20 protein-coding genes and 1 pseudogene are annotated in these 23,707 nt (G+C 47.5%); 18 read left to right on the top strand and 3 right to left on the bottom strand.

Features of this window, described 5'->3' with window-relative positions; all coding sequences use genetic code 11:
* The first annotated feature begins 189 nt into the window (after nucleotides 1-189).
* Nucleotides 190-924, top strand: a complete 735-nt coding sequence (locus ICC18_RS22110) for a class I SAM-dependent methyltransferase (RefSeq protein WP_188176617.1) — start codon at nucleotides 190-192, stop codon at nucleotides 922-924.
* A 113-nt stretch (nucleotides 925-1,037) separates the two neighbouring features.
* Nucleotides 1,038-1,418 (top strand): cytidine deaminase family protein, encoded by a 381-nt coding sequence (locus tag ICC18_RS22115; RefSeq protein ID WP_188176618.1) that lies wholly within the window; start codon nucleotides 1,038-1,040, stop codon nucleotides 1,416-1,418.
* A gap of 192 nt (nucleotides 1,419-1,610) precedes the next feature.
* Here ICC18_RS22115 and ICC18_RS22120 read toward each other — a convergent pair whose 3' ends face one another.
* Entirely contained in the window at nucleotides 1,611-2,315 is a 705-nt protein-coding gene (locus ICC18_RS22120) for a TerC family protein (RefSeq protein ID WP_312029580.1), read from the bottom strand.
* 226 nt (nucleotides 2,316-2,541) lie between these two features.
* Here ICC18_RS22120 and ICC18_RS22125 point away from each other — a divergent pair, with 226 nt between their 5' ends.
* From ICC18_RS22125 to ICC18_RS22180, 12 genes are all read left to right on the top strand, one after another.
* Nucleotides 2,542-2,706 carry a hypothetical protein gene (locus ICC18_RS22125; protein ID WP_188176619.1) on the top strand — a complete coding sequence of 55 codons (165 nt, stop codon included), beginning with the start codon at nucleotides 2,542-2,544 and terminating at the stop codon, nucleotides 2,704-2,706.
* Nucleotides 2,707-2,800: 94 nt separating this feature from the next.
* On the top strand, nucleotides 2,801-5,068 hold the full coding sequence (locus ICC18_RS22130; RefSeq protein ID WP_188176620.1) for an AraC family transcriptional regulator: 2,268 nt from the start codon (nucleotides 2,801-2,803) through the stop codon (nucleotides 5,066-5,068).
* 263 nt (nucleotides 5,069-5,331) lie between these two features.
* Entirely contained in the window at nucleotides 5,332-6,291 is a 960-nt protein-coding gene (locus ICC18_RS22135; RefSeq protein WP_312029584.1) for an ABC transporter permease, read from the top strand.
* 15 nt (nucleotides 6,292-6,306) lie between these two features.
* Nucleotides 6,307-7,206, top strand: a complete 900-nt coding sequence (locus tag ICC18_RS22140; protein WP_188176621.1) for a carbohydrate ABC transporter permease — start codon at nucleotides 6,307-6,309, stop codon at nucleotides 7,204-7,206.
* A 47-nt stretch (nucleotides 7,207-7,253) separates the two neighbouring features.
* Nucleotides 7,254-8,876, top strand: a complete 1,623-nt coding sequence (locus tag ICC18_RS22145) for a type 2 periplasmic-binding domain-containing protein (RefSeq protein ID WP_188176622.1) — start codon at nucleotides 7,254-7,256, stop codon at nucleotides 8,874-8,876.
* A 67-nt stretch (nucleotides 8,877-8,943) separates the two neighbouring features.
* Complete coding sequence (locus tag ICC18_RS22150; RefSeq protein ID WP_188176623.1) at nucleotides 8,944-10,005, top strand: glycoside hydrolase family 88/105 protein; 1,062 nt, start codon at nucleotides 8,944-8,946, stop codon at nucleotides 10,003-10,005.
* Nucleotides 10,006-10,295: 290 nt separating this feature from the next.
* Entirely contained in the window at nucleotides 10,296-13,805 is a 3,510-nt protein-coding gene (locus ICC18_RS34475; protein ID WP_188176624.1) for a rhamnogalacturonan lyase family protein, read from the top strand.
* 266 nt (nucleotides 13,806-14,071) lie between these two features.
* A complete protein-coding gene (locus tag ICC18_RS22160; protein WP_188176625.1) occupies nucleotides 14,072-14,674 on the top strand; it encodes a hypothetical protein in 603 nt (200 codons plus the stop codon).
* A gap of 221 nt (nucleotides 14,675-14,895) precedes the next feature.
* A complete protein-coding gene (locus tag ICC18_RS22165) occupies nucleotides 14,896-15,930 on the top strand; it encodes a hypothetical protein (RefSeq protein ID WP_188176626.1) in 1,035 nt (344 codons plus the stop codon).
* A 274-nt stretch (nucleotides 15,931-16,204) separates the two neighbouring features.
* Nucleotides 16,205-17,155: a GNAT family N-acetyltransferase gene (locus ICC18_RS22170; RefSeq protein ID WP_188176627.1), complete on the top strand. Its 951-nt coding sequence runs from the start codon at nucleotides 16,205-16,207 to the stop codon at nucleotides 17,153-17,155.
* 327 nt (nucleotides 17,156-17,482) lie between these two features.
* Entirely contained in the window at nucleotides 17,483-18,019 is a 537-nt protein-coding gene (locus tag ICC18_RS22175; RefSeq protein WP_188176628.1) for a DinB family protein, read from the top strand.
* Between the two features lie 219 nt (nucleotides 18,020-18,238).
* Nucleotides 18,239-19,444, top strand: coding sequence for an NAD(P)/FAD-dependent oxidoreductase (locus tag ICC18_RS22180; protein ID WP_188176629.1), 1,206 nt, complete (start codon nucleotides 18,239-18,241; stop codon nucleotides 19,442-19,444).
* A gap of 60 nt (nucleotides 19,445-19,504) precedes the next feature.
* On the opposite strand, the pseudogene ICC18_RS22185 reads toward ICC18_RS22180, so the two are convergent.
* Nucleotides 19,505-19,897: pseudogene (locus tag ICC18_RS22185) on the bottom strand (transposase); the annotation flags it as partial.
* Between the two features lie 51 nt (nucleotides 19,898-19,948).
* Between ICC18_RS22185 and ICC18_RS22190 the strand changes: the two are divergent.
* The 4 genes from ICC18_RS22190 (at nucleotide 19,949) to ICC18_RS22205 (ending at nucleotide 23,377) form a co-directional block, all read left to right on the top strand.
* Entirely contained in the window at nucleotides 19,949-20,125 is a 177-nt protein-coding gene (locus ICC18_RS22190; protein WP_188176631.1) for a DoxX family protein, read from the top strand.
* Between the two features lie 304 nt (nucleotides 20,126-20,429).
* Nucleotides 20,430-21,290 (top strand): RNA polymerase sigma factor SigJ, encoded by an 861-nt coding sequence (sigJ, locus tag ICC18_RS22195; protein WP_188176632.1) that lies wholly within the window; start codon nucleotides 20,430-20,432, stop codon nucleotides 21,288-21,290.
* Between the two features lie 399 nt (nucleotides 21,291-21,689).
* Nucleotides 21,690-22,886 (top strand): NAD(P)/FAD-dependent oxidoreductase, encoded by a 1,197-nt coding sequence (locus tag ICC18_RS22200; RefSeq protein ID WP_188176633.1) that lies wholly within the window; start codon nucleotides 21,690-21,692, stop codon nucleotides 22,884-22,886.
* Between the two features lie 86 nt (nucleotides 22,887-22,972).
* Nucleotides 22,973-23,377, top strand: coding sequence for a DUF6220 domain-containing protein (locus tag ICC18_RS22205; RefSeq protein ID WP_188176634.1), 405 nt, complete (start codon nucleotides 22,973-22,975; stop codon nucleotides 23,375-23,377).
* A gap of 201 nt (nucleotides 23,378-23,578) precedes the next feature.
* Here the strand turns inward: ICC18_RS22205 and ICC18_RS22210 are convergent.
* Nucleotides 23,579-23,707 (bottom strand): IS3 family transposase (locus ICC18_RS22210; protein ID WP_188176635.1); only part of this gene is annotated, 129 nt, incomplete at its 5' end.

Genomic DNA, 23,707 nt, shown 5'->3' on the forward strand with positions numbered 1-23,707 from the left:
TGAGGGACGGGACACGATAGCTTAAACCCAGTGACTAAGAAAAAGGCAACCACTAAACATGGTTGCCTTTGCCACGCTAACAGGTAGTATTGTTTTATTAAAATAATAAAATCGATAGATACCCTTCATGGTTTGAAGATAAAATACAGGTAGGACATATTAAGATCTGATTAGGAGGTTTCGGTTATTGTGAAACAGAACAAATACGATGATTCCGGATTCTTCGAGAAATATAGTCAGATGCCGCGATCGCTTGGCGGATTGGATGCAGCCGGTGAATGGATTACCTTTCGTACATTGTTTCCTGATTTGCGCGATAAAAAGATACTTGATCTTGGCTGCGGCTTTGGCTGGCATTGCCGTTATGCGCGCGAACTTCAGGCACGATCGGTGGTAGGCGTAGATCTCTCGGAGAATATGTTAGATCGTGCTAAAGCTATGACCGAAGATCCGCAAATCGAATATCGGCGTCTTGCAATCGAAGATATCGACTTTTCTGAAGGGGAATTCGACGTGGTGATAAGTTCTCTTGCGCTCCACTATGTAGCGCAATTCGACATCATCTGTCGTAAAGTCTATCACTGCCTTGCTCCAGGCGGTACCTTCGTTCTATCGGTTGAGCATCCTATCTTCACCGCGCTCGCTGCACAAGAATGGTACTACGGACAGCAAGGTGAGAAACTGCATTGGCCTGTCGACAACTACCACAATGAAGGTCCACGGCAGTCTAGATTCTTGGACAATGATGTCATCAAATACCATCGCACCATCACCACCCATATTAACGCATTAATTGAATCCGGCTTTAGAATTGTGAAGCTTTCCGAACTTCAACCAACCCAAGATATGCTGGATAAGAATTCTGCCTGGCAAGAAGAAATTCGGCGCCCGATGTTTTTATTAATTTCGGCAGTAAAAGGCTAGGGATTTTTGAAAGTGGCATTTAACTACCGGGTAACGTTAGCGCAATAATTGCACTTAACGGCTCCCGAGTGGCGGGAAGTCATTAATTAATGTGAGTAGGAGAGGTTAGACGGATGACATTTGATGAACTTTATATCAAGGCAAAATCGGTGTTAAATCCACGCAAACTTTCAGAATATGCAGATGCTGGAGGAGTTGCAGCTGCGATTCTATCAGAAAGTGGAGATGTACATACAGGCGTATGTATTGACACAGCATGTTCGATGGGGTTTTGCGCTGAACATGCCGCTGCAGCTGCCATGATCACCAAGGGTGAAAGCCGTGTACTAAAAATGATTGCTGTTGGTTGGGAAGGAAATATTATGCCTCCATGCGGTCGTTGCCGTGAGTTTATTAGTCAGCTTCATAACGATAATGTATATACAGAAGTGATGGTTGACCATGGTATTGTAGTTACCATAAAGGAACTTCTTCCACATGACTGGCGTAAATAATAAAGGCGATGGATCTGCAAACTTGAAGCAGCTGGTCGTCCAAGATTGGCTGCAATCGCCGTTAAACATTCATGTTAGGGCTAAGAAATAGCCATTGTAAAAAAGGAGCGCTCGGTATGATGGGATTGTCCAAGGGTTCCAAACCCAATACCATCATACCGAGGCGCTCTTATTATAAAAGCCAGCCTGTAATTAGGCGACGCTTCCTGGTACTTTGATCTCTTTTTCTTCGTTCTTTTTGGCAAGGATTTTTCCGACAACAACGACAATTACGACCAATATAGCCGGCACGACATACCTGCCATAAGGAATATGATCCGTAATAAAGGTGCCGACAATTTTATCGTGAATCATCATTTCACCAGCTGTGTACCCCAGAAGCGCAGATCCAAGTGTAACAATGATCGGAAAGCGGTTCATTAAGCGCATCAACAGCTGGCTGCCCCATATGATAATCGGAATACTCACGATCAATCCGAAAATGATAAGTCCCAAATGCCCCTCTGCCGTTCCTGCAATCGCAACGACATTATCCAAGCTCATCACGAAATCCGCGACAATGATCGTCTTAATCGCCTGCCACAAACTGTTGCCGCTCTTGATGTCGTTTCCTTCCTCTTCCCCTTTGAGCAGCTTAATCGCGATCCACACGAGCATGACTCCACCAATAGCGTTTACAAACGGGATTTTTAACAAGAACACTGCTACAAAGGTCAGCACGATGCGCAAGGCAACGGCGCCGAAACCGCCCCAGAATACTGCCTTTTTCTGTTGATCCTTAGGCAAATTTCTGGATGCAAGCGCAATAACGACTGCATTGTCCCCGCTAAGAATGATGTCGATAAAAATAATTTTCAAAAGAACAACCCAAGATACCCCTAACAATAACTCTTGCACGATATATGTCCTCCTTTTTGAAATGCCGCGCAATCCTGCAGCTTGTCCAACATGCCCCTGCAGCAGGAAAACTACTTGCTTATTTTAACTGATATTGTCGGAAAATACATGTACTTTTTATGATTTTAATTAACTCGTTACATGAGAGGTCAGGTTCTAAATCAGAAGGGTTTAATGAGTACCTATCGAATACTTAATTAACCAATTAGTGGAATGAAGCTGATCCGTGTACACAATTGAGGGCCAAGCGGAAGGTATGTTTGGCTTGTTTTACAAGCCTGAATTTCAATGCGGTATCGGCTATGACGGCAATGCAGTGTATGATTTCCGGAATGCAGGTTCGAGCGAATTTACGCGGCTTCCTGCAGAACCGGTACGCTTCGTAATGTGAATGTTCATCTTGTAGGGTTGCTGGTACTTTCGGCAATCCTGTGTGATTCTCCCTTAGAAAGATTCCAAGCCACTATATTGATAGGAGGGGCTATATGAAGCGGTTTCCGATGATGCTTCAACTGGCATTAATCCTGTTCTGCGTCATGGCCGTTCCCACGGCGATCTTAACATGGTACAGCGGCGCGCAAATTTTACGGAATTCAAAGCACGCCATTGCAGAATCCTCGCTCGCCGGATTGAACGCCAGCCGGAATCTGAACGAGAATGCACTGAACATCATGTCCCAGTATACGATACGTCTTGCCGGTACCCACTTTTTCGACCGTATCCGCCCGTACAAGACCTTTGCCGAACTCAATTTGAATTTCGACAATGTCAGCAGCGCGTTGGCCGTGCACCAGGACCTGTTGAATTTAAACAAAATAGGTGATGGCGTATATTCCTCTTTCTTTTACCTCAGCGATTCGGACTATGTGGTGTCCACAGACAAAGGTATTACGAGGCTGGACGGGTACGAGTCCATCGATTGGATGCAGGAGGCGCTTGCGGAGCGAAGCGGAATCAGCGGCGTCTGGTATCCGCGCAAGCTGGATTCGGGGGTACATGTTGTATCGTATGTGCTTCCGCTCAACCGACTTTCAACCACGACGCGCGGCACGATCGTCGTGAATTTGCGGGAAAGTCAAATCGAGAATCACTTGCGTTCATCGGAGACACGTGAGCAAGCCTACTTACTCATGGAATCGAACGGAACCATTATCTCTCACAATGACAAGAGCTTGCTGCTCAAGAACGGCAGCGAGGAGCCGTTTATTCGTGAGATTATGGATAACGGCTCCTCGGAGGGTTATGCGTTTCGCGAGCTTGAGAACGAGCGATTGCTGTACACATGGTCCCGGTCGAAGCAGTTCGGATGGATAAACGTTAACATTTACTCGGTCAATGAACTGATGACCAAGACCCACACCTTGCAGCGAAACATCATCTTGCTTACCGCCGTCATTATTTTTGCAGGGACCGTTCTGACTGTCTTTCTCGCGACGTGGCTGTCCAAGCCGGCTAGGGAGCTGGTCCGAACGTTGCGAAGGCACGGAAATTTGGGGATTGAGGGCAAGAATGAGATCGCTTATCTCGATGCGGCGTTCCGACGTATGCAGGAAGAAGAGGACGTGCTCCATAATCTGTTGAATGTTCGCGAACAGGATGCCCGCAGTTTGGCGGTTCATAACCTGCTGCGGGGCATATCGCTCCCTCAGGTAGCCCAGATATTTCCGAATCCCTACTTCCTTGTCGCCATCGTCTCCATTGACCGATATCGAAAGTATGTGAGCAATAACAATCCGGAGACGCGCAGCTACCATCGTTACCTGCTTATCTCGAATTGCGACAGTTTGTTCACGGAAGGACTGCATGCACGGTGCGTCTATCAAGGCGACGGCTGCTTCGTCATCGTGATCAACTACGGGCAGGCGGAGTATGCAAGTGAAGGCGCCGGTATTTATGCCGTGCTCAGCGAGATTCGGGATAAAGCGGCAGAGCTGCTGGACCACTCCGTCACGATCGGCGTAAGCAGCCCGACAGAGTCGAGCGATACGATCTCGGATCGCGTTGTTGAAGCGATGGAAGTCATCAAACATCGCATGATCGAGGGAAGCGGCGGTATTACATACTGGAAGGAGAAAGACGGTGGCGATAAATATATTTATCCCGCCAATAGCGAAAGGCGTATTCTCAACTTCCTGGATAAGGGCGATTTCGACAGCATCATCAAAGAATTGGACATCATAGGCGGAGAAATTCGTTCCGCGGAATATATTTCTTACGATAATATCTTGTTTATTTACCATCAATTGGCCGGCGTAACCATTAAGCACCTTAGAGAGAATAATGTCAGCACGGCGCGAATTTTCGCAGGAAGAGGCAATATTTACGCGGCCCTTGCATCGATCGATACGCTTGATGAGCTTGAGGAGTATCTTCGCGAATTCTATGGCGAGATCGTGCAGTACCTTGTACGTACACCAGACGGGGCCAACAACTACGGTGAGCGCATCATAACCTATATAAATGAACATTATCGCGACGAAATCGTATTTGAGGAGATGGCGAAGGAAATCGGCATCAGCTACTCGTACATGCGCAAGATCGTATACGAGAGGACGGGCATGAGTCTGATCGATTATCTCAATCAGCTGCGAATCGAGAAGGCGAAACAGCTGCTCGTGGACTCGAAGCTGACCATCGCGCAGATTGCGATTGAGGTCGGGTACTATAACGTGCAAAGCTTCAACCGGTTTTTCCGTAAATTCGAAGGCATGCCTCCCAGCAGCTACAAGGCGGCGAAGTCTCGGACAATGTAAGCGTTTAACCAACATTGAGCTGCCTCCTCGGTCCGTGATGCCGATGCAGGCAGCTTAACTTTTGCTACAATGATTCAGAATTGATCATTTTTGCTCCTCGGACAACCATATGGCACGAATAAAATCAATAATGATGAGGAAAATCAATACTCACGATTTACCGAGCGGTTTACGGAACAGTATGATGAGATCAACCTCGGCACGAACCAAAAAGAAAATCAACCGAGGCCTCACGTATAGAGGAGGTGAGACTTTTGAGTGCTATAGCTACTTCTGATTCCAGAAATGAAACCGCTTTAACGCTTTCTAAAGACAATAAACGGGGGCTCTTTTACTTTCTGCGCCGAGATTGGCAGCTCTACTTCCTGCTGCTTATTCCATTGGCGATGGCACTGGTCTTTAAGTATGCCCCCATGTTCGGACTCACGCTAGCCTTTAAAGACTATAAGATCGCGAAGGGTTTCTGGGGCAGCGAATGGGTCGGGTTTGAAGTGTTTCTAGATATTTTCGCCAAACCCGACTTCATCAAAGCGATTCGGAATACGCTGATGCTGAACATCTTGGACCTAACGTTTAGCTTTACGATGCCGATTGTACTCGCTTTATTGATCAATGAGATCAAGAGCGTCATGTTCAAGCGCGTGAACCAGACGCTGCTCTATCTGCCGCATTTTTTGTCCTGGGTTATTATCGGCGCCATCGCCTATCAGCTGCTAAGCGAAGGCAGCGGCATGATCAATAATCTCATTGAGCAACTGGGAGGCGACCGCATCCCGTTCTTGCAAGAGGACACCAATTGGCTGATCAGTTATTTGCTCATAGGCGTGTGGCAGAGCATGGGATGGGGCACCATCATCTATTTGGCTGCCATGAGCGGCATTAACCCGGAGTTGTATGAAGCAGCTATCGTCGATGGCGCAGGCAGATGGAGAAAAATGTGGAACGTTACGCTGCCCGGGATACGGATGACGATCGTGACCTTGTTGATCTTGAGTTTGGGCCATGTGATGGGCGGCTCCTTCGAGCGAATTATTGCCTTACAGAACAAGGCGACCACCGAGTTCACCACCACCATTCCGGTTCTGGTGTACCGTTGGGGGATTGAGAGCGGCAACTTCAGCCGAGCGACCGCACTCGGTTTGTTTCAGGCAATCATCGGGCTTATCCTCGTCTTGATCGCCGACCGGATCGCGAAGAAACTGGGCGAAGACGGATTGATTTAGGAAAGGAAACGAACCATGAAAACATCTGTTGGCACCAATGCCGTGCAGCGTCGATGGCGCCTGGACATTTGGGACTTGCTGATCCGTCTCGTACTGATTGCCGCCTCCCTGGCTTGCACGCTGCCGTTCGTTCACGTCGTTGCCAAATCGTTTAGCGATGACGCTTATGTAATCGCTAACAAAGTTTACCTCTGGCCTGCAGGCTTCACTCTCGGGGCCTACGAGAAAATTTTTGCTGACGCCAGCATCATGAGATCGCTTTACGTATCCGTCCTTATCACAGTGCTGTTTACGATTTTGGGGATGATCGTCACGATTTGTGCGGCCTATCCGCTATCGCGCAAGCAGCTCAAAGGCCGCACGGTGCTCACCTTTATCTTTGTGTTCACCTTGTACTTCGGCGGAGGGATTATTCCCGACTACATGCTGATTAACAGCCTGGGGATGCTCGACACGATATGGTCGCTCGTGCTGCCGCTTTCGTTCAGTGCTTTCAATATGCTGATCTTACGAAGCTCGATCGCGAGCAGCATTCCGGTTAGCCTGGAGGAATCGGCGCGGATCGACGGAGCCGGGCATTTCCGAATTCTGTTCAGCATCGTGCTTCCGCTCTGCAAGCCGATCCTTGCGACGTTGTCCCTTTTTTACGCGGTAGGCCGCTGGAATCTTTATTATGATGCCTTGTTCTACATTAAACAGAATCCCGATCTGCGTCCTTTGCAGCTGAAATTGTACTACCTGGTTATCCAGGCGAGCGAAAGCTTCCAACTGGAAGTCACACAAGTGTCGCTCAGCAATCCCGAGGTGCTCAAGGCATCGGTCGTAGTATTCGCGACGCTGCCGATCATCTGCGTCTATCCGTTTATCCAGAAATATTTTGTTCGGGGAGTAATGCTTGGAGCCGTCAAGGAATGACCTCAAGCGGCTTTAGCATAAATACTAATGAAGATGGGGGAATTACGATGAGCAAGAAGAAAATTGTTCCTATGCTTTTGGCTTCCGTGATGAGTGTCGGACTTCTGGCAGGCTGCACGGATAGTAAGAAAGAACCGTCTCCGTCCGCAGGAAGTTCCGCGAGTCCAAGCCAGAGCTCGAGCGACTACTCGAAAGGCTTTACGGAGACGGTCAACCTCGATATTCCGGTCTATGAGCGTGCGTTCGAAGGCTGGAACGTATCGGACAACTTCTATACGCGCTATATCCAGAAGGAATTCGGGGACAAATATAACATCAAAGTCAATTTCGTGCCGATTACGCGGAACGCCGAAGTTCGGGATTTCCAACAGCTGCTTGCCGCTCAGAAGGCGCCGGATATTATTTTCCACTATGACATGCCTCAAGCGCTTGCTTACTACGGCGAGGGCGTCATGCAGCAGCTGAATTATGATGAGATCGCCAAATATGCTCCGACATATTGGAAGAATTTAAGCAAAACCAATGAACAATACGGCACCGTTGACGGAAAGAAAACGTTCGTCTTCGCCGCACGTCCGAACTATAGTAACTGGGTCAGTATTATCCGTAAAGACTGGGTCGAGAAGGTCGGCATGAAGGTGGAGGATCTGACGTCGCTCGAGAAGTTCAACGAGATGCTCGTGAAATGGAAGCAAGCGGGACTCGGCGTCGCAGGCGGAGCCTTAACCAGGAACAATTTCAATTACAGCTATGCGTTCCGGGATTGGCCAATCGATCCGAAGTACCGCGCGCTCTACTCCGATCTGGCCGTCGCGGATTTCACAACCGCCGATACCGAACGCTGGCTGCGTAACTTGAACTATCAATACAATAACGGTCTTATTGACAAGGAGTTCTATCTGCGCGACGACGACAATAAAGTTAAGGCCGAGTTCGTTGCAGGCAAGACGGGCAATTATGGTTTCTACATGTCCAGCAATACCGACGTATTCAATGCTACGCTGAAGAACAATCCGGGCGCCCAGTTTGCCGTGGTACCGCCTGAAGCCGGCGTTCCTCAAGGACGCAAGCCGCAGGGTCGCGCCGACTATCCGTTCGGTCTCATCATGGGCATTAATCACAAATCGTCAGATAAGGAACGCGCAGCCGTCTGGATGTATCTCGAGTGGATGAGCCAACCGAAGAACTTGTTCTTCCTGCAGAACGGCGTCGAAGGCCAGAACTACACCCTGGATTCCGAAGGACTGCCAGTGAAAGTAAAGGATTTCAAAGGCGAATCGAAACTTTCCCAGAACAACAACAAAGACTACTGGGCGCTTGTGACCGAAATTGCGGAATTCTCCACCCCGGAATTGACGAAAAAGGCGAACCTGCGTAACTGGTCGCCTGCCGGACACGAGAAACTGGCTGAGCAGATGATTAAATACTGGGAAGATTATAGTCAATATCGGACGCCGGACGCGATGTTTACCGTAGTGCTCAAGAAAGTGAGCGAGTATAAGGCGGACCTGAACGCCCTCTTCCAGGAGCAATACTTGAAGGTTGCCCTCGCTCCCGCAGACAAATTCGACGCGGTGTACGCGGAGGCAAAGAAAAAGTTCCTCGAAGCCGGCTATCAAGAGATTTTGAATGAGAAGCAAAAAGCGATCGACGCGAAGCAATTCAAGTAATCGCGATACCTAGATGAAACTTGGGAGCCCCTGCCTCAAGCGGGGGCTCTAGATTATGGAGGCCATAATGAAGCTGAAACTTGACGGATCGGCGAACGATCTGAGGCATGTCGTCGGTCGTATCGCAGACTATACGTTCGGGATGGATTTGACGTGGGATTGGCCGGGCGGCGTCGCTTTCTACGGCGTCAGCCGGGCTTTCGAAGTGACGGGCGAGGCTTCCTTTCTGGAACGGATGGCCGATTGGGTCGAGCAATATATCGAAGCCGGCCTCCCGGGCTGGACCGTAAATACGTGCGCGATGGGGCACATGCTGCTCTCCCTCTACGAACAGACGAAGGAACAGAAATACCTCGATATCGTGTTAAGCAAGATCGACTATCTGGAACATAAAGCGTTGCGTTTCGGAGACCGGGTGCTTCAGCATACGGTGTCGGCCAACAACGATTTTCCGGAGCAATGCTGGGCGGATACGCTGTTCATGGCGGCGTACTTCCAGCTCCGTGCCGGCGTGATGCTCGGGAAGAGAACCCTCATTGACGATGCGCTGAACCAATTCGTATGGCATATTCATTATTTGCAGGACGAGGCTTCCGGTCTATGGTACCACGGCTACAACAATATTAAGAAGGATCATATGTCGGGGATCCATTGGGCGCGTGCCAACGCCTGGGCGGCTTATACGATGTCGCGGGTGGGCAGGGTGCTGCCGGAAGCTTACCTGTATCCGCCGTTTATGCATATCGTAAGCTCTCTGCGCGACCAGCTTGCCGCGATCAAGCATCTGCAGAAGGAAGACGGTCTCTGGGGTACTGTTCTCGATTACCCGGATGCTTACGGTGAAGTATCGGCGACGGCCGGCATCGCTGCAGCGATGGTCATGCAAGGCAATCCGCTGCATGCAAAGTACGCTCGGAAGGCACTGGACGGCATTCTGGCCAATATTGCCGGCAATGGAAGAGTCTTGAACGTATCCGGCGGAACCGCTGTGATGAACGACATTGATGGTTATCTCGGCGTAGACCGGAAGTGGGCGCAAGGTTGGGGACAAGGGCTTGCGCTCGCATTTCTCACGGCGGTTATCGAGGCGGCCGAATCGCAAGCGGAAGTCGCTGCAACTCGGGATTAAGAGTGACCGGAGCTTCACTAAGCTTATTCCGTAACTTGGCGAGCGGGGAAGTATTGAACACATGATAGTTGGATGACACCTCTGCGACCGCTTGCTTTCAAGCGGTTTTTATTTTATAGCGCCTACGCTGCAGCATGCGATTGTGATTGATATTAGGTGGATAGACAGCCGTAAATGTACGGTCCGGAGGTTAAAAGGCGGGATAAAAATGAATGCGCTTTCGTGGTCAATCGGCCGGCAGTCAAGATGAAAGTTTAGATCTAACAATCCATTTCAGGAGGCTAAAGATCATGCGATATTTTGAGAAAATGAAAAGCAAGGCTCCGGTTTCCAAATTTCTATTGTTTGTATGGATCTTATCTATGCTGCTTCCGCTATATGCGGTTCCAGTTTCCGCAGCCGATACGACCCTTATTAGCGACGACTTTACCGGTTATCCTCCGGGTCCGATAGTCATTGGAAGCGGGAACACCTGGACGAAGGAGGGAACTGCTCCTGCCGTGAATGTTGTCCAGGATACGGTGACGGGAAGGACCTATGCGGCGATCAGCCATGATGCAACAGGGTCATCTTATTTTGGACAAAGATTTGCAGCCCAAAACGGAGGGTTGATCCTCGAATTCGATGTGAACCTTCCCACCGCCAAAGGCGGAACTTTGTGGGTGATGGACGGTAAAGTGAATGCAACCAATGCGGCTGTTTTGCGCTATCAATTGGATGCAGGGGTTATCAAGCGTCATAATGGAACCGCGCAGATCAACTATGATACGACGCATTGGTACCGGTTTAAAATAATTTTCAACACTCCCCAAAGAAAATACACCACCCATATTACCGATTTGAACACGGGAAGCTCGGTAGTCTGGCCGGATACCTTTTACAGCGATAGAGCCAGGATCAGCAGTTTCGGATTTTTCGTCAACCCGGGCGGCGGTAAAATCAATCTGACCAATGTGCGAGTAACGGCAATGGATTTGGCTTTAAGCCAATTGCAGCTCGTCAGCGGAAGCTTTAATCCACAGCTTAATCCGCCCTTCGATCCTAAGATCGATCAATATACCGTTGAGGTTCCTTATTCGGTCAACGCCGTTTCCGTTACTCCGGTAGCCAGCAATCCTGACGGCGTGAGCATGAAGGTTGGTGATACAGGCGTTGCAAGCGGATCGCCGGTGAACGTCAAATTAGAGGGAAGTACATCCACTTTTGGAGTTTCGGTAGCTTCTTCCGTCTACACGGATGTAGCACGGACTTATAAGGTCACTGTAAACAAACTTGAGAAGTCCCCGAATTTGAACTATGTTACGGCGGAAGCCGGAGATTCCAAGGTGCTTATCGGCTGGGAAGAGACAATTGATCCCTCCTACAAGGCGGCCAATATTTACCTGGTGAACGCTGATCAGTCTCTCACGCTCGTCGATACCGTACAGAAAGGGACCTACATCTCGACCATAACGGGACTTGCCAACGGAACACCATACACCTTTATGGTGAAAGGTGTCTATGAATACGAGGGTGAAGCCCTAATGGAGTCGTCCGGTATCGCAGTGAGCGCGACTCCGGTTTCACTGCCCCCTCGCCAGATGGAAAGCCTGAACCGAGGCCTTGTCGCCGTCCAAACGGACAATGGGGTTTACTTGGGCTGGCGTATGCTGGGTACGGATCCGGAAAGCGTCTCTTTCAATCTTTACCGCAACGGGCTCCTTGTCAATTCAGCTCCCATAACGGGAAGCACGAACTACCTGGATTCCGAAGGTACAGCGGATTCTAAATACTTTGTTCGCCCGGTTGCAGGCGGCGTTCAGCAGCGGAGGTCCGAAACGGTCCATGTTTGGGGTACGAATTACTTGTCAATCCCGATCCATAAACCGGCTGACGGCATCACGCCATCCGGCGATCCTTATTCATACCGGGCTAATGATGCTTCCGTAGGCGACCTGGACGGCGACGGCGAATATGAAATCGTGTTGAAGTTAGATCCGACCAATGCCCGGGACAATTCCCAAGCCGGCTATACGGGCAATACTTATTTCGATGCTTATAAGCAAGACGGTACTTTCCTTTGGAGAATCGACATGGGGAAAAATATCCGCTCCGGCGCTCATTACCTGCATCCGATGGTTTATGACCTGGATGGCGATGGAAAGGCTGAGTTGGCCGTCCGGACCGCGGATGGTACGATTGACGGGACAGGGGCTGTAATCGGCGATGCCCATGTGGATTACCGGAACTCAGCAGGATATGTATTGTCAGGACCTGAGTTTTTTACCATCTTTGACGGAGCTACGGGCAAAGCACTGGCTACCGCTGCGTATGATCCGCCGAGAGGCAATGTCGCGGACTGGGGAGACAATTACGGAAACCGCGTTGACCGCTTCGGTGCGGCCATCGCCTATCTGGACGGAAAAAGGCCCAGCGTTGTTATGCAGCGGGGTTATTATACAAGAATGGTATTTGCCGCTTATAACTGGCGAGACGGACAACTAACCAAGCTATGGACATTCGATTCCCGGACGCCCGGCAACGAGTCTTATGCAGGACAAGGCAATCACCAGCTAAGCGTGGCGGATGTCGATGCAGACGGCAGGGATGAAATTATTACCGGTGCCGCCGCAATCGATGATAATGGAACAGGTTTATGGAACTCCCGTCTCGGACACGGCGACGCGATGCATCTCAGCGATCTCGATCCAAATCGGCTGGGGTTGGAATTGTTTGCCGTTCAAGAGGATACTTCGGCAAAATATTCATCGGACATGAAGGATGCACGGACCGGAAGGGTCATATGGGGTCAACCCCAAATCGGAATCGATGTTGGCAGAGGCTTATCGGCCGATATTGATCCGAGGCACATCGGAGCGGAAGCCTGGTCGATCGACGGCGCCTGGAACAGCACGACTGGTGGACTGTATAGCGCGCAAGGAACCAAAATATCGAATCAGATTCCTTCCTCCAACTTTGCGGTATGGTGGGACGGAGATTTGAGCAGGGAGCTGTTTGACCATGATTGGTTGGGTGATACGATCAGGGTTGGCATTCCGAAAATCGACAAGTGGAATTACGAAACGAACCGCCTCGAGAATATCGTGACCCTAAGCGGTACCTACTCCAATAACGATACCAAAGGAAATCCGACTTTGCAGGCGGATATACGTGGTGACTGGAGAGAAGAAGTCATCGTCAGGACGGAAGACAGCAGCGAGCTTCGGATCTACACGTCGACACACCTGACGAACCATCGGATTCATACGCTGATGCATGATCCTGTCTACCGGTTGGCCATTGCCTGGCAGAATACCGGCTACAATCAGCCGCCGCATACTGGCTTCTATCTTGGCAACGGGATGACGGCGCCGGAGAAACCGAAGATCTATACGGTCGGCTCTGACAAGACTGTATTAAACGAGCTGATCCATACGGCTCAAGCCTTGTATCAAGCAGCAACGGAAGGCCTGGGAGCCGGCACGTACTATCCGGGTTCGAAAGCCCGCCTGCTGGAAGTGCTGCTTGCGGCGCAGGCTGTCGCTTCCAATCCATCCGTTTCCCAAGAGACCGTCGACGACACTGCTGAGCACTTGAATCAAGCGTTGCAGTCGTTCCAAGCGGCTACTGGAGATGTGAACGGTGACATGACTGTTAATGGACTAGATGTGTCTTTTGTGGCAACTCATAAAGGGTCGGACAGCAGCAGTGCGAATTGGATCGATATCCGCCATGCGGACATTAATGCCGACGGCCATATCGATAACGAGGATCATAAGATTGTCGTGAAGAAGAACAGCAGCTCCGGCGGCAAAAAGTAAAAAAACGATGCCAGCTCGAATGTCATTTGTGACGTTCGGGCTGATTTTCTTTTTGAACTGGGGGTATGCTGCAAATATACGGTCCGGAAGAGGTGTACCATGGCTTATTTTAGACATTATACCCCAAGAAGTGTTTCTTGTTTCTAGGCAGAAGGCTTATTAGATTTTTTGGGCGGGGTTTAAAGCATATTTCAAAAATTAGATGAAACAATATAGGGATGATTTACGTCTCGTGTATAAAGAAGAAATGTTAGGGGTGTGTCACCATGAAAAAAGCGTGTGGTTTTGTCATGCTATTTATTTTGGTATCCATCGTTTTAGTGGGGTGTGTAGATGAAGCAAACACTTCACCCAAAAACGAAAATGTACAGCAAACAGAGAAAACACAGTCTGAACAAATTACGGATACCGATCAGAAAGAAGTGGTGATTGATGGGGTAAAGGAGGATGATGCGGAAGAAAACGCCATTAACTATACAAATAACGAGTATGGATTTAAGTTCTCCTTACCAGCAAGCTGGGAAGGGTATCAGATTGTGTTGGAGAAATGGGAAGGGAATTCGGTAAAACATCAAAACCAAGGAGGGGTTGTGGAGAAGGGTCCGATGATTCTTATCCGGCATCCTGAATGGAAATTTGAAAATCCGCGACAAGATATACCAATCATGGTTTTTACCCATCACCAGTGGAACTCTCTTCAACAGGGGGTGTTTCATATTGGTGCAGCTCCTGTAGGTCCAAAGGAGCTTGATCGAAATCATAAGTACGTATTTGCTCTTCCCGCAAGATATAATTACGCATTTCCCCCCGGTTATGAAGAAGTAGAGAAAATTATAGGAAGCGGTGCACTTCAGCCAATAGAAAAATAATAGGGCTAACAATGTCTTGGGATGGAGATGATCCCGAGTGGGCTCGATTTTATAGTGCTAAAGAAGAATTTTAGTTCAATGAAGCCCTCACGGTCGGTAAGGGCTTTCTTTGCATTTCATTTAAGACACATCTAAACAATGCACCCACTGAAAAAGCTTAATTTGATCGAATAAATATATAGGGTTCCATATTTTACCAAAAATAATGAGGTGCTTATAACGTGTTTAAAAAGAAAACGTTCGTGTTTTATGTATCAACTATCACCACTATTCCACTGATTCTGGTCATGTATTATCTGTTCCAACACGCGCCCGATCCTTTATCCTCAGCTCCCCCCGGAATTTTCACCTTGGATGATCTGTCTTTCGTTGAAACGAAAACAGGCAAGCGCTTGTTTTTAGATATGACCAAGGATGAAATTCAGCTTTTCGGAAATGCGGTCGAGAATGCGAAAGCACAGAAGTTTGAATACCGCTATTATAATAATAGCAATCATAATCGAGTAGGATATATAACAATCTTACCCAAAGGTAAAAATTATGCCACAGCCAGGGGCATCCGTATAGAGGATAATAAAAATAAAGTTATCGAACGTTATGGTCCTTTCACCTTCAGTACGGAGATATTTAGTGGATATGCGTTTATAAAAAATGAGGAGGAGATTACATTCTTACCAAATTCAGAAGCAATCGCCAATGTTACCAATGAATCGTCCATTCACACACTCCTTTTCCATTGGACGATTGAAGAAAAACCTAAGGTCTACAAAATTACCGTTGAAAATTATGCAGACGGGAATAAAGATCCGAAGGCGGAAGGGATGAAAAGGGTACGAGAAAGCGTGACTAACATTCCGGAAACCGGCGAAGGGGTCGTTGCATTGTATAATAAATATCTGGAGCAAGCGATCGCAGGTCACATCCAATTTGAAAATTACCAAATAGGTTATACCCGGTACCGCGAACTGGACGACTTATCCCTTCAAATGATCCGAAATCTTGCAAATGGACTAATGGCAAAGAGCGATTCGTTATATCCTGCTGGCTTTAAGCAGAATTGGATTGATTTTATGGAAGAAGGATATCAATTGATTGACCATCGGAGCAAAAATAAGCGCAATGCAGATAAGGAAATTAATCATGGAATCACTGTTAACTTAAAGGAATACCGCGACAGGATGGTGGATCTCGCCGGTAAATTTAATTATTCCATTTCCCCGGATAGTCTAATTAACATACAAGTTCAAATTAAATGACTCGTAAATAAACGCATCTAGTTGTATTACCTGTATAGAAGAAAAAAGTGCCATTCGGCGCTTTACTTCACTTAAGTTGATTTACGCTTATCGCCCTTGAATACCACCACTAACGAGCAGGCGCTGCGACAGTCTGCTTGTTTTTATTGAACTACGGGCAGGATAGTTGAATGAAAATACTGTATAATATTGCATGAAACCTTAAGAAATTTCTCATAAGTGAGAATCAGCTAAATACGTGTTTCGAACCAATTGAATAATAAGGGATGACGACATGGATGATAAGATCACTATTCAAGCTTTGAAATATGGTGATCACCTACATTATGAGTGGACAACAAGGCTTTTAGAAAAAAACGAAACTCATATTTTTGTTTTAGGTGAATATGGAAGAAAATTAAACCATTATACTAAACAAAAAATATTTACAGTAGACAATTGGACAATCGAATTCTTTTCTTTTGATTTGTGGTTTACTGTCAGCGCTGACGTAGTTAATGGGAAGATAAATCAGTATTATTGCAATATTAACGAACCTGCGAAGATCAATGGGAATACAGTTTCATTTGTAGATTTAGATCTGGATCTAATCCAACGCAACGGTGAGTGGAAGGTTATTGATGAAGATGAATTTGAAATTAATTCTCATAGATATAATTATCCTGAAGAATTAATTATGAGAAGTAAAAAAGAGCTAAACATCTTACAAGATCGAATAAAAAACAATAAATTTCCTTTTGATGGCTCAATGGAACGATTTATAGAGTCTATCCCATGGAAAATGCTAGTTTCAAAGATCGTGAACCCCGAGGAAATAAACAAAGCAAAGCTTTTGTTATACCGCGAATTATTTGAACCATTAGGAATGTCCCAAGATACCCAAGATCATCTTAAAACCACTGGTATGGAGCATTATTTTGTATGCATTCTGAATGGTCTTATCATTGGAGTTATGGTTCTAGTGGTTGATGATAAAAAAGTAGAGCTTCATCATGCTGCAGTATCAAAAGAATATCGTGGTCAGGGTGTGGGCAAAAAATTATGGCGAGAAGTTTATAGGTACTCTATGTCCGAAGGTATAAGAAATATTGAATTGTATTCTAGAGACACTGCAATTAATTTCTGGAAGACTATAGGTTTTAGAGAAGCGAATGCAGAATGGCTGGAAGTGGACTCATTCGTTAAGCACAATATAAGGCATAAAAAAATGGAAATATCGATTTAGCTTGAACATGATTTCCAACTAAACGGATAAGCGAAGATGTCATGCTCGTCACCGACGGGGGTGGAAAAGTAATCGCGGCTACGCGTCCGATACAACACGCGAGAGAGTGGCACTTATCCTTGCCGGCGCGCTCCATGGCTTAAAGTCTCAGGGAAGTCTTCACTCCGAGTTTGCCTCTCTGAACGGTGAGACCGGTATCGTACTTCGTTCAGGGGACGAAACCGTGGCCGCTATATTTTTACAACACTGACGCGGAAAGTTTGACAGAATCTACGACTGTATGGGGAATGAAGGATTGTACAGAAAAATTTGTTAAGGGGTATAGCTATGCTGGAACTAACAAAGAACGTCCTTGAAGACATGGATAAGCAGCTCAATCGAATCATAAAGAGCTTAAACCATCTTGATGACGATTTGATTTGGAAAAAGATGAAGGATTCCACGAACAGCATCGGCAGTCTATGCTTACATTTGGCAGGAAACGAATATCAAAATCTCGTAAGTGCAATCGGTAATAAACCGTTCATTAGGGAACGCTCTCGACGAGAATTTAATTCTGTAGGTGACATGTCGAGAGCTGAATTGGAGAGTCTTCTTTTGAGGACACGCTCCGAATCGTGTCGTATATTATCAGCTTTGTCTGAAGAGGATTTAAAAAGGGAAGTCATAATCCAGTATGGTCTAGAGGATTGGAATAAGATGCTTCGAGTTAACGCCTCGGAAAATGAAACCTATGAAGTAAGAGTAATTAGCCGTCTACTTATTCAGGTTGCGGCACACTACGGATATCACGCAGGACAAATAGTACTACTTTCCAAATTACTCAAAGATACGGATGAAAACATAACTGGTCAGTATCATTGATCATTCAACTAACGGATAAGGATAATGGAGGGGCTTGCTTCGCGGCAGCTCCTCTTTTGGTTTATTAAAGCAACGGTAGTTGGGCAGCCTCCATTACGTTACGTGTAGATTGATTAAAACTGGCGCATGTAATTTTTTTTTATTTTGGTTCGTTTTCGATGTCACAAATCAGGATCTTACATTGTTATATGTGCAAAACATTTAAGGAGTTGAGAAACGATGAACGAATTGACATGCGTAATCATCGGAGGCGGCCATGCAGGGCTTACCGCGCTCAAAGCATTAAAGGAAACAACCCGGGGCATGGCGAACGGACGGCGGATTCGGTTTGTTCTATTCGACAAGCAGACCGGTCATGTGCGCAAAGTGATGTTGTTCCGGCCAGCCGCGGGCGGGGAAGAGATTATGGTTCCCTGGATGCATTATTGTTCAGAAGGAGTCGAATTCATGCAAGGTACGGTTACTTCCGTGGATAGTGAGGCAAAACAGATTCGATATACGGATGCGAAAGGAAATGATGCTCGATTTCGTTATGACCTTGTAGTCGTTGCGGTCGGCAGCATCGTTCGGCGACCGGATCCCGATCAAGGAGGGATCGCCTTGACCGACCCGCAAGCGGCGGCAGACATTCGGGAGCGATGGCGTGCCAATCTGCGGATGGCTGTCGTCGAGACGAACCCAGGGGAACGAAAGCGACTGATGACCATCGCGGTTGCGGGAGCGGGCATCAGCGGCATCGAGACGTCCGCCGAGCTGGTGCTTGCCATGCGGACGGAAGCAGCGGCGCTGGGGCTGAATTCGTCCGATGTCTGCGTTTATTTGCTCAATGCGCAGGAACGGCTGTTCCCGGAAGGGCCGGAGAAAGTTGGACGGAAGTTGGATCAGGTGCTCAGCGAATGTGGAGTGACAGTGCTTCACAATCGTAAGGCGATACGGGAGGAAGCAGGAGGGGTTACGCTCAGCAATGGCGATCGTCTGGCAGCCCGCCTATGTATATGGACGATTGGCCTGATACCGAATCCAGCCCTTCGCAGCATGGGCTTGCCGCTTACTCCTGAAGGTCAAGTACTGGTGGATGAATGTTATCGCGTTCAAGGAATGTCGGGCGTATACAGCATTGGCGATTGTGCGAGAATCGTCGATCCGAGTACCGGCAAGGCAGATCAGATGACGTGCAAAGAAGCCGGGCCGCAGGGGTTAAGACTGGGAAAAATCGTGATGGCTGATCTGGAGGGCCGTTCCGCGCCGGTTCATAAATCGTTTTTGGATACCTTCGGCATCGGCCTTGGGCAAAATCTCGGGTTGATGTGGGTACGCAAATGGGGACTTGATATCATCATAACGGGGAAACTTGCGTGGAAAGTCAAAAAGCTGGGATGGGATTGGGCCAGTTATGTGGGCAAGAAGTGGGGAACAACAAGGTAAACCCTTTGTTTAAATTGATATGCACAGCAAATAAGCCTAGGTAAGGCCTATTTTTGAAAATTATGCTACTTTCGCAATGTAAATGGTATACTCATAGACAACACCCAATATGTCAAAGACCGTCTTTTTCTTGTATCGATGAGATTTTCGCCCATTTTTCTGTAGCAGGTGAAAGAGGCGAAGGAGGATCTTTGTATATGCTTGGGTGTTTTCCTCTATAACCTGATGAACAAAGGAAAATAAGTTTGAATCATATAAAAAGCCTTGTATTCGCTTACCTCCACAAAGGTGGATCTGAAAAAAGGATTTCCATGTTTTGAATACGATCTCCACTTGCCATCTCAAGGAATAGAGGTCGTGAACGCGTTCTTTGGAAACAATCTCCCAAGCAATATTGGTAATATAGACATTGATTCCGGTTAACCGCTTGCTAATTTCTGAATACTTCACTCCGGGAAACTAAGATAAAAGCATTTCAAGTCCCCTTTAAAGTTGTATGAACCGATGTCACAAATCCTGGTTCCGGTGTCTGCTATCTGTTGGGTGTTGGTGATGATCGGCGCGATCATCATCCACCTTCGCCACGGCGATGCCAAACCAGTGGTGGGGAACCTGATCTATCTCGCGCTGGCAGCATTCATAGCGTGGGGCCGCTTCGGACCCGAGTCCTTCACCGGCTGACCGATCGCAACCACGATGCTCTGTGACGCTCTCGGTGTGCTTTCTGCCGGTACGATATGGGAATGCGTTTCCTTAACGGAGCCGCAGGCATGAAAAAGCATCAACCACTCAAATCTATGCTCCGCTCCGAGGAGAGCGTCGGTGAGAACTTTATCGGAGAACAGTCGAGGGTACACGATGTTGCAAGAAGCGATCGATTTCGAAATCTGAGTTTCCTTGCCTGGCTCCCCGTTGTACTCTTGTTTATAGGTCCAGATTCCTCTAAGCTGAAGATAGAAAATCAGTTACGGAAGGAGCAAAGTCGATGCAGGACCTTTACAAGCAGAACAAAAAACTGTTATTCAAGCTTGCTTATCAATTGACAGGATCAGTTTCCGATGCAGAAGACGCAGTGCAAGATGTTTTCGTTAAAGCACATAGTGTTCCGCTAGAGCGATTGGAGGAGCCGAAGGCTTATCTTTGCAAAATGGTCACCAATCGCTGTAAAAACATGATGAAATCGGCACGAAAAAAAAGGGAGCAATATTTCGGGGAATGGCTTCCAGAACCTTTTCTCACGGTGAATGACGATTCAATCGAAACATTTGAAAGGGATGATCTCCTATCTTACGGAATGCTTGTACTGCTCGAGCGGCTGACGACCTCTGAACGGGTCGTGTTCGTCCTTCGTGAAGCGCTAGGCTTCGATTACAACGAGATAGCCGAGCTCATAGAAAAAAGCGAAGTGAGCTGCCGCAAACTGTTTAGCCGCGCGAATGCAAAGATGGGGCGGATATCCGATGAACCCATTCATATCCATACGGAGAGCCAGGAATGGGTTCATGGATTTATGGGAGCGCTTAAGAATGGTGACATGAATCAACTTTTATCGATGCTGGATCAGGATGTCGTTCTAGTTGTCGATGGTGGTGGTAAAGTGCATGCTACGGTCAATCCGGTAGCTTCGAGTGAACGGGTTGGTCATTTCCTTCTTGGTGGTTTGCGTAAAGCAATTATGATCGGAGAAGTACATGTCGTCGAAATGGGTCAAGTCAATGGACAACCGGCCATAATTCTTCGCTCGGAAGATAGCGCAGTCCATGCAGTGGCGCTCTTTCACATCGAAGAAGGGAAGAGCCGCAAGATATATATCGTTCGGAACCCTGACAAGCTGGGGTATATCTAATAGATTTGCAATTTTGATTACTTTCGTATATGAATCGCCATTATAGGCGAATCACGGGACTATCCCCCAAGGAATACATGATGTCAACTTGATGGATGAACCAACCGCTTACCACAATTCGTTGTGGTTTTTTTTTACGACCAATTTTAAGATGGGAAATCGTAGAAAAAGGGAGGGATGCTTCGCTTCGGCGATATGCCGGGGAATCCGGAAGATCCGATGTCAACGCAGAGGAAAAATATGGTTAACCATGCCGTCTTAAAAATCGGTGACTCGGAACTAAAGATCGCAATTATGTTGCCGGAAGTACCTAATATAATTTTTTTGTTCATCTCCGGTGTCACAAATCAGAGCCTTACGTTGTTATATGTACAAAACGTTAAAAGGAGCTGAGGAAAGATGAACGACTTGACTTGCATCATCATCGGAGGAGGCCATGCAGGGCTTGCCGCGCTCAAAGCAATAAAGGAAACGACCCGGGGTATGGCGAACGAACGGCGGATTCGGTTTGTTCTATTCGACAAGCAGCCCGGTCATGTACGCAAAATGTTATTGTTCCGGCCAGCCGTGGGTGAGGAAGAGATTATGATTCCGTGGACGCATTATGGGTTTTCAGAAGGAGTCGAATTCGTGCAAGGTACGATTACATCCGTGGATAGCGGGGAAAAACGGATTCGATATACGGATGCGCAAGGAAATGATGCGCTAATTCGATATGACCTTTTAGTTGTTGCTGTTGGCAGCGTCGTTCGGCAACCGGATCCAGATCAGGGTGGCATTTCTTTAAACGACTCGCAAACCGCAGTAGCCATCCGGGAGCGCTGGCGCGCCAATCTACGGCAAGCTGCCCGCGAGACAAATCCTAAAGAACGAAAGCGGCTGATGACAGTCGCAGTCGCGGGGGCGGGCATCAGCGGCATCGAGACATCCTCCGAGCTGGCACTTGAGATGCGGAAGGAAGCATCGTCACTAGGACTGAATCCTTCCGATATCTCTGTCTATTTACTGAGCGGACAGGAACGATTGTTCATGGAAGGACCAGAGAAAGTTGGACGGAAATTGGATCGGATACTCAACGAATGTGGCGTGACAGTGCTTTACAACCGCAAGGTGATGCGGGAGGAAGCAGGCGTGGCGACGCTCAGCAATGGCGATCGTCTGCCGGTTGGCCTATGTATATGGACGATTGGTCTGATTCCGAATCCGGCCCTTCGCACTATGGGCTTGCCGCTTACTTCTGACGGCCAAGTGCGGGTGGATGAATCTTACCGCGTCCAAGGGGCACCGGGCGTATACAGCATTGGCGACTGTGCCAGAATATTCGACCCGAAAAACGGCAAGGCAGATCCGATGAGGTGCGCAGATGTTGGGCTGCAGGCAGATCGACTGGGGAAAATCATGATCGCCGATCTGGAGGGCCGCGCCGCGCCGGTTCATAAATCCTCCAGCTCGATTATGGATTTATACTGCATCGGCCTGGGAGAAAATCGCGGATTGGTATGGGGACGCAAATGGGGAGTTAATATGATTGTAACGGGAAAGCCTGCGTGGAAATTCAGGAATCTGGCATGGGATGCAGGCAGTAAGCTTCGATAGGAACAAAGAGACCAAGATTGCGAAGAACACGATATGTGATAGAAAAGAAGCTAGTTCAAACTTATATAGACATGGAGTGAGCAATTATGGAGACAAAAAAATCGACGTATTCGTTCCTAGCCTGTTGGGTATATGCAGTATTGGCTTGGTTATTTGTGGCTTCCATCATGATTCAGTTTATTTTAGCAGGTTTGCCGATATTTGGTGATACGGCAAATTGGGACCAACATGCCACTTTCGTGCATATGTTTCAATACATCCCCGTTGTTATGCTGCTTATCGGTTTGATTGGCAAGCTAAAAAACGGTTTGCGCTGGTGGCCGCTTGGTTTATTGGCATTCATCGCACTTCAATATTGGACTGCGCATATGATATTCGGTCAAGCAGCGGCCGCTTTGCATCCTCTTATTGCAGCTCTGCTATTCTTTTTTTCAATAAAAGTAGCGAAAAAAGCTTCAAGAATCGTTTTACCCGATCGGAGGAGGGTATGATATAAAGTAGGAAATTATAATCCTTATCGAAACCTGAAGTAAAGGCTAGCACTTAACTTACATGAACAATACTCAAACCTTCTAGTACCAATCACGGGCGTTAATAAGCTTGTGATACGGTTCACCTCAACGGTTCATATCGGCGAAAATTGCGAAAGGAGCTTGCCATGAAGTGACCCCAAAAAGTTAGACAGTATATTGTTAGGCAGCTTCTAGGGCATGAGTCCGGTACCGTACCGGGCTCATGCCTTTTAGTTTTGCCTTTATTCGTTTGTGGTTGTAGTATGTGATGTATTTTTCCAGTTCTACTTTAAACTGTTCAATATTCTC

It is taken from the genome of Paenibacillus sedimenti, assembly GCF_014534655.1.
In the GTDB taxonomy this organism is placed as follows: Bacteria; Bacillota; Bacilli; order Paenibacillales; family NBRC-103111; genus Paenibacillus_E; species Paenibacillus_E sedimenti.

Bases quoted from the DNA above. Each gene is read 5' to 3' on its own strand.
- ICC18_RS22115 (WP_188176618.1), top strand. From the start codon at position 1,038: ATGACATTTGATGAACTTTATATCAAGGCAAAATCGGTGTTAAATCCA.
- ICC18_RS22130 (WP_188176620.1), top strand. From the start codon at position 2,801: ATGAAGCGGTTTCCGATGATGCTTCAACTGGCATTAATCCTGTTCTGC.
- ICC18_RS22140 (WP_188176621.1), top strand. From the start codon at position 6,307: ATGAAAACATCTGTTGGCACCAATGCCGTGCAGCGTCGATGGCGCCTG.
- ICC18_RS22145 (WP_188176622.1), top strand. From the start codon at position 7,254: ATGAGCAAGAAGAAAATTGTTCCTATGCTTTTGGCTTCCGTGATGAGT.
- ICC18_RS22150 (WP_188176623.1), top strand. From the start codon at position 8,944: ATGAAGCTGAAACTTGACGGATCGGCGAACGATCTGAGGCATGTCGTC.
- ICC18_RS34475 (WP_188176624.1), top strand. From the start codon at position 10,296: ATGCGATATTTTGAGAAAATGAAAAGCAAGGCTCCGGTTTCCAAATTT.
- ICC18_RS22160 (WP_188176625.1), top strand. From the start codon at position 14,072: ATGAAAAAAGCGTGTGGTTTTGTCATGCTATTTATTTTGGTATCCATC.
- ICC18_RS22170 (WP_188176627.1), top strand. From the start codon at position 16,205: ATGGATGATAAGATCACTATTCAAGCTTTGAAATATGGTGATCACCTA.
- ICC18_RS22175 (WP_188176628.1), top strand. From the start codon at position 17,483: ATGCTGGAACTAACAAAGAACGTCCTTGAAGACATGGATAAGCAGCTC.
- ICC18_RS22180 (WP_188176629.1), top strand. From the start codon at position 18,239: ATGAACGAATTGACATGCGTAATCATCGGAGGCGGCCATGCAGGGCTT.
- ICC18_RS22190 (WP_188176631.1), top strand. From the start codon at position 19,949: ATGTCACAAATCCTGGTTCCGGTGTCTGCTATCTGTTGGGTGTTGGTG.
- sigJ (WP_188176632.1), top strand. From the start codon at position 20,430: ATGCAGGACCTTTACAAGCAGAACAAAAAACTGTTATTCAAGCTTGCT.
- ICC18_RS22200 (WP_188176633.1), top strand. From the start codon at position 21,690: ATGAACGACTTGACTTGCATCATCATCGGAGGAGGCCATGCAGGGCTT.
- ICC18_RS22205 (WP_188176634.1), top strand. From the start codon at position 22,973: ATGGAGACAAAAAAATCGACGTATTCGTTCCTAGCCTGTTGGGTATAT.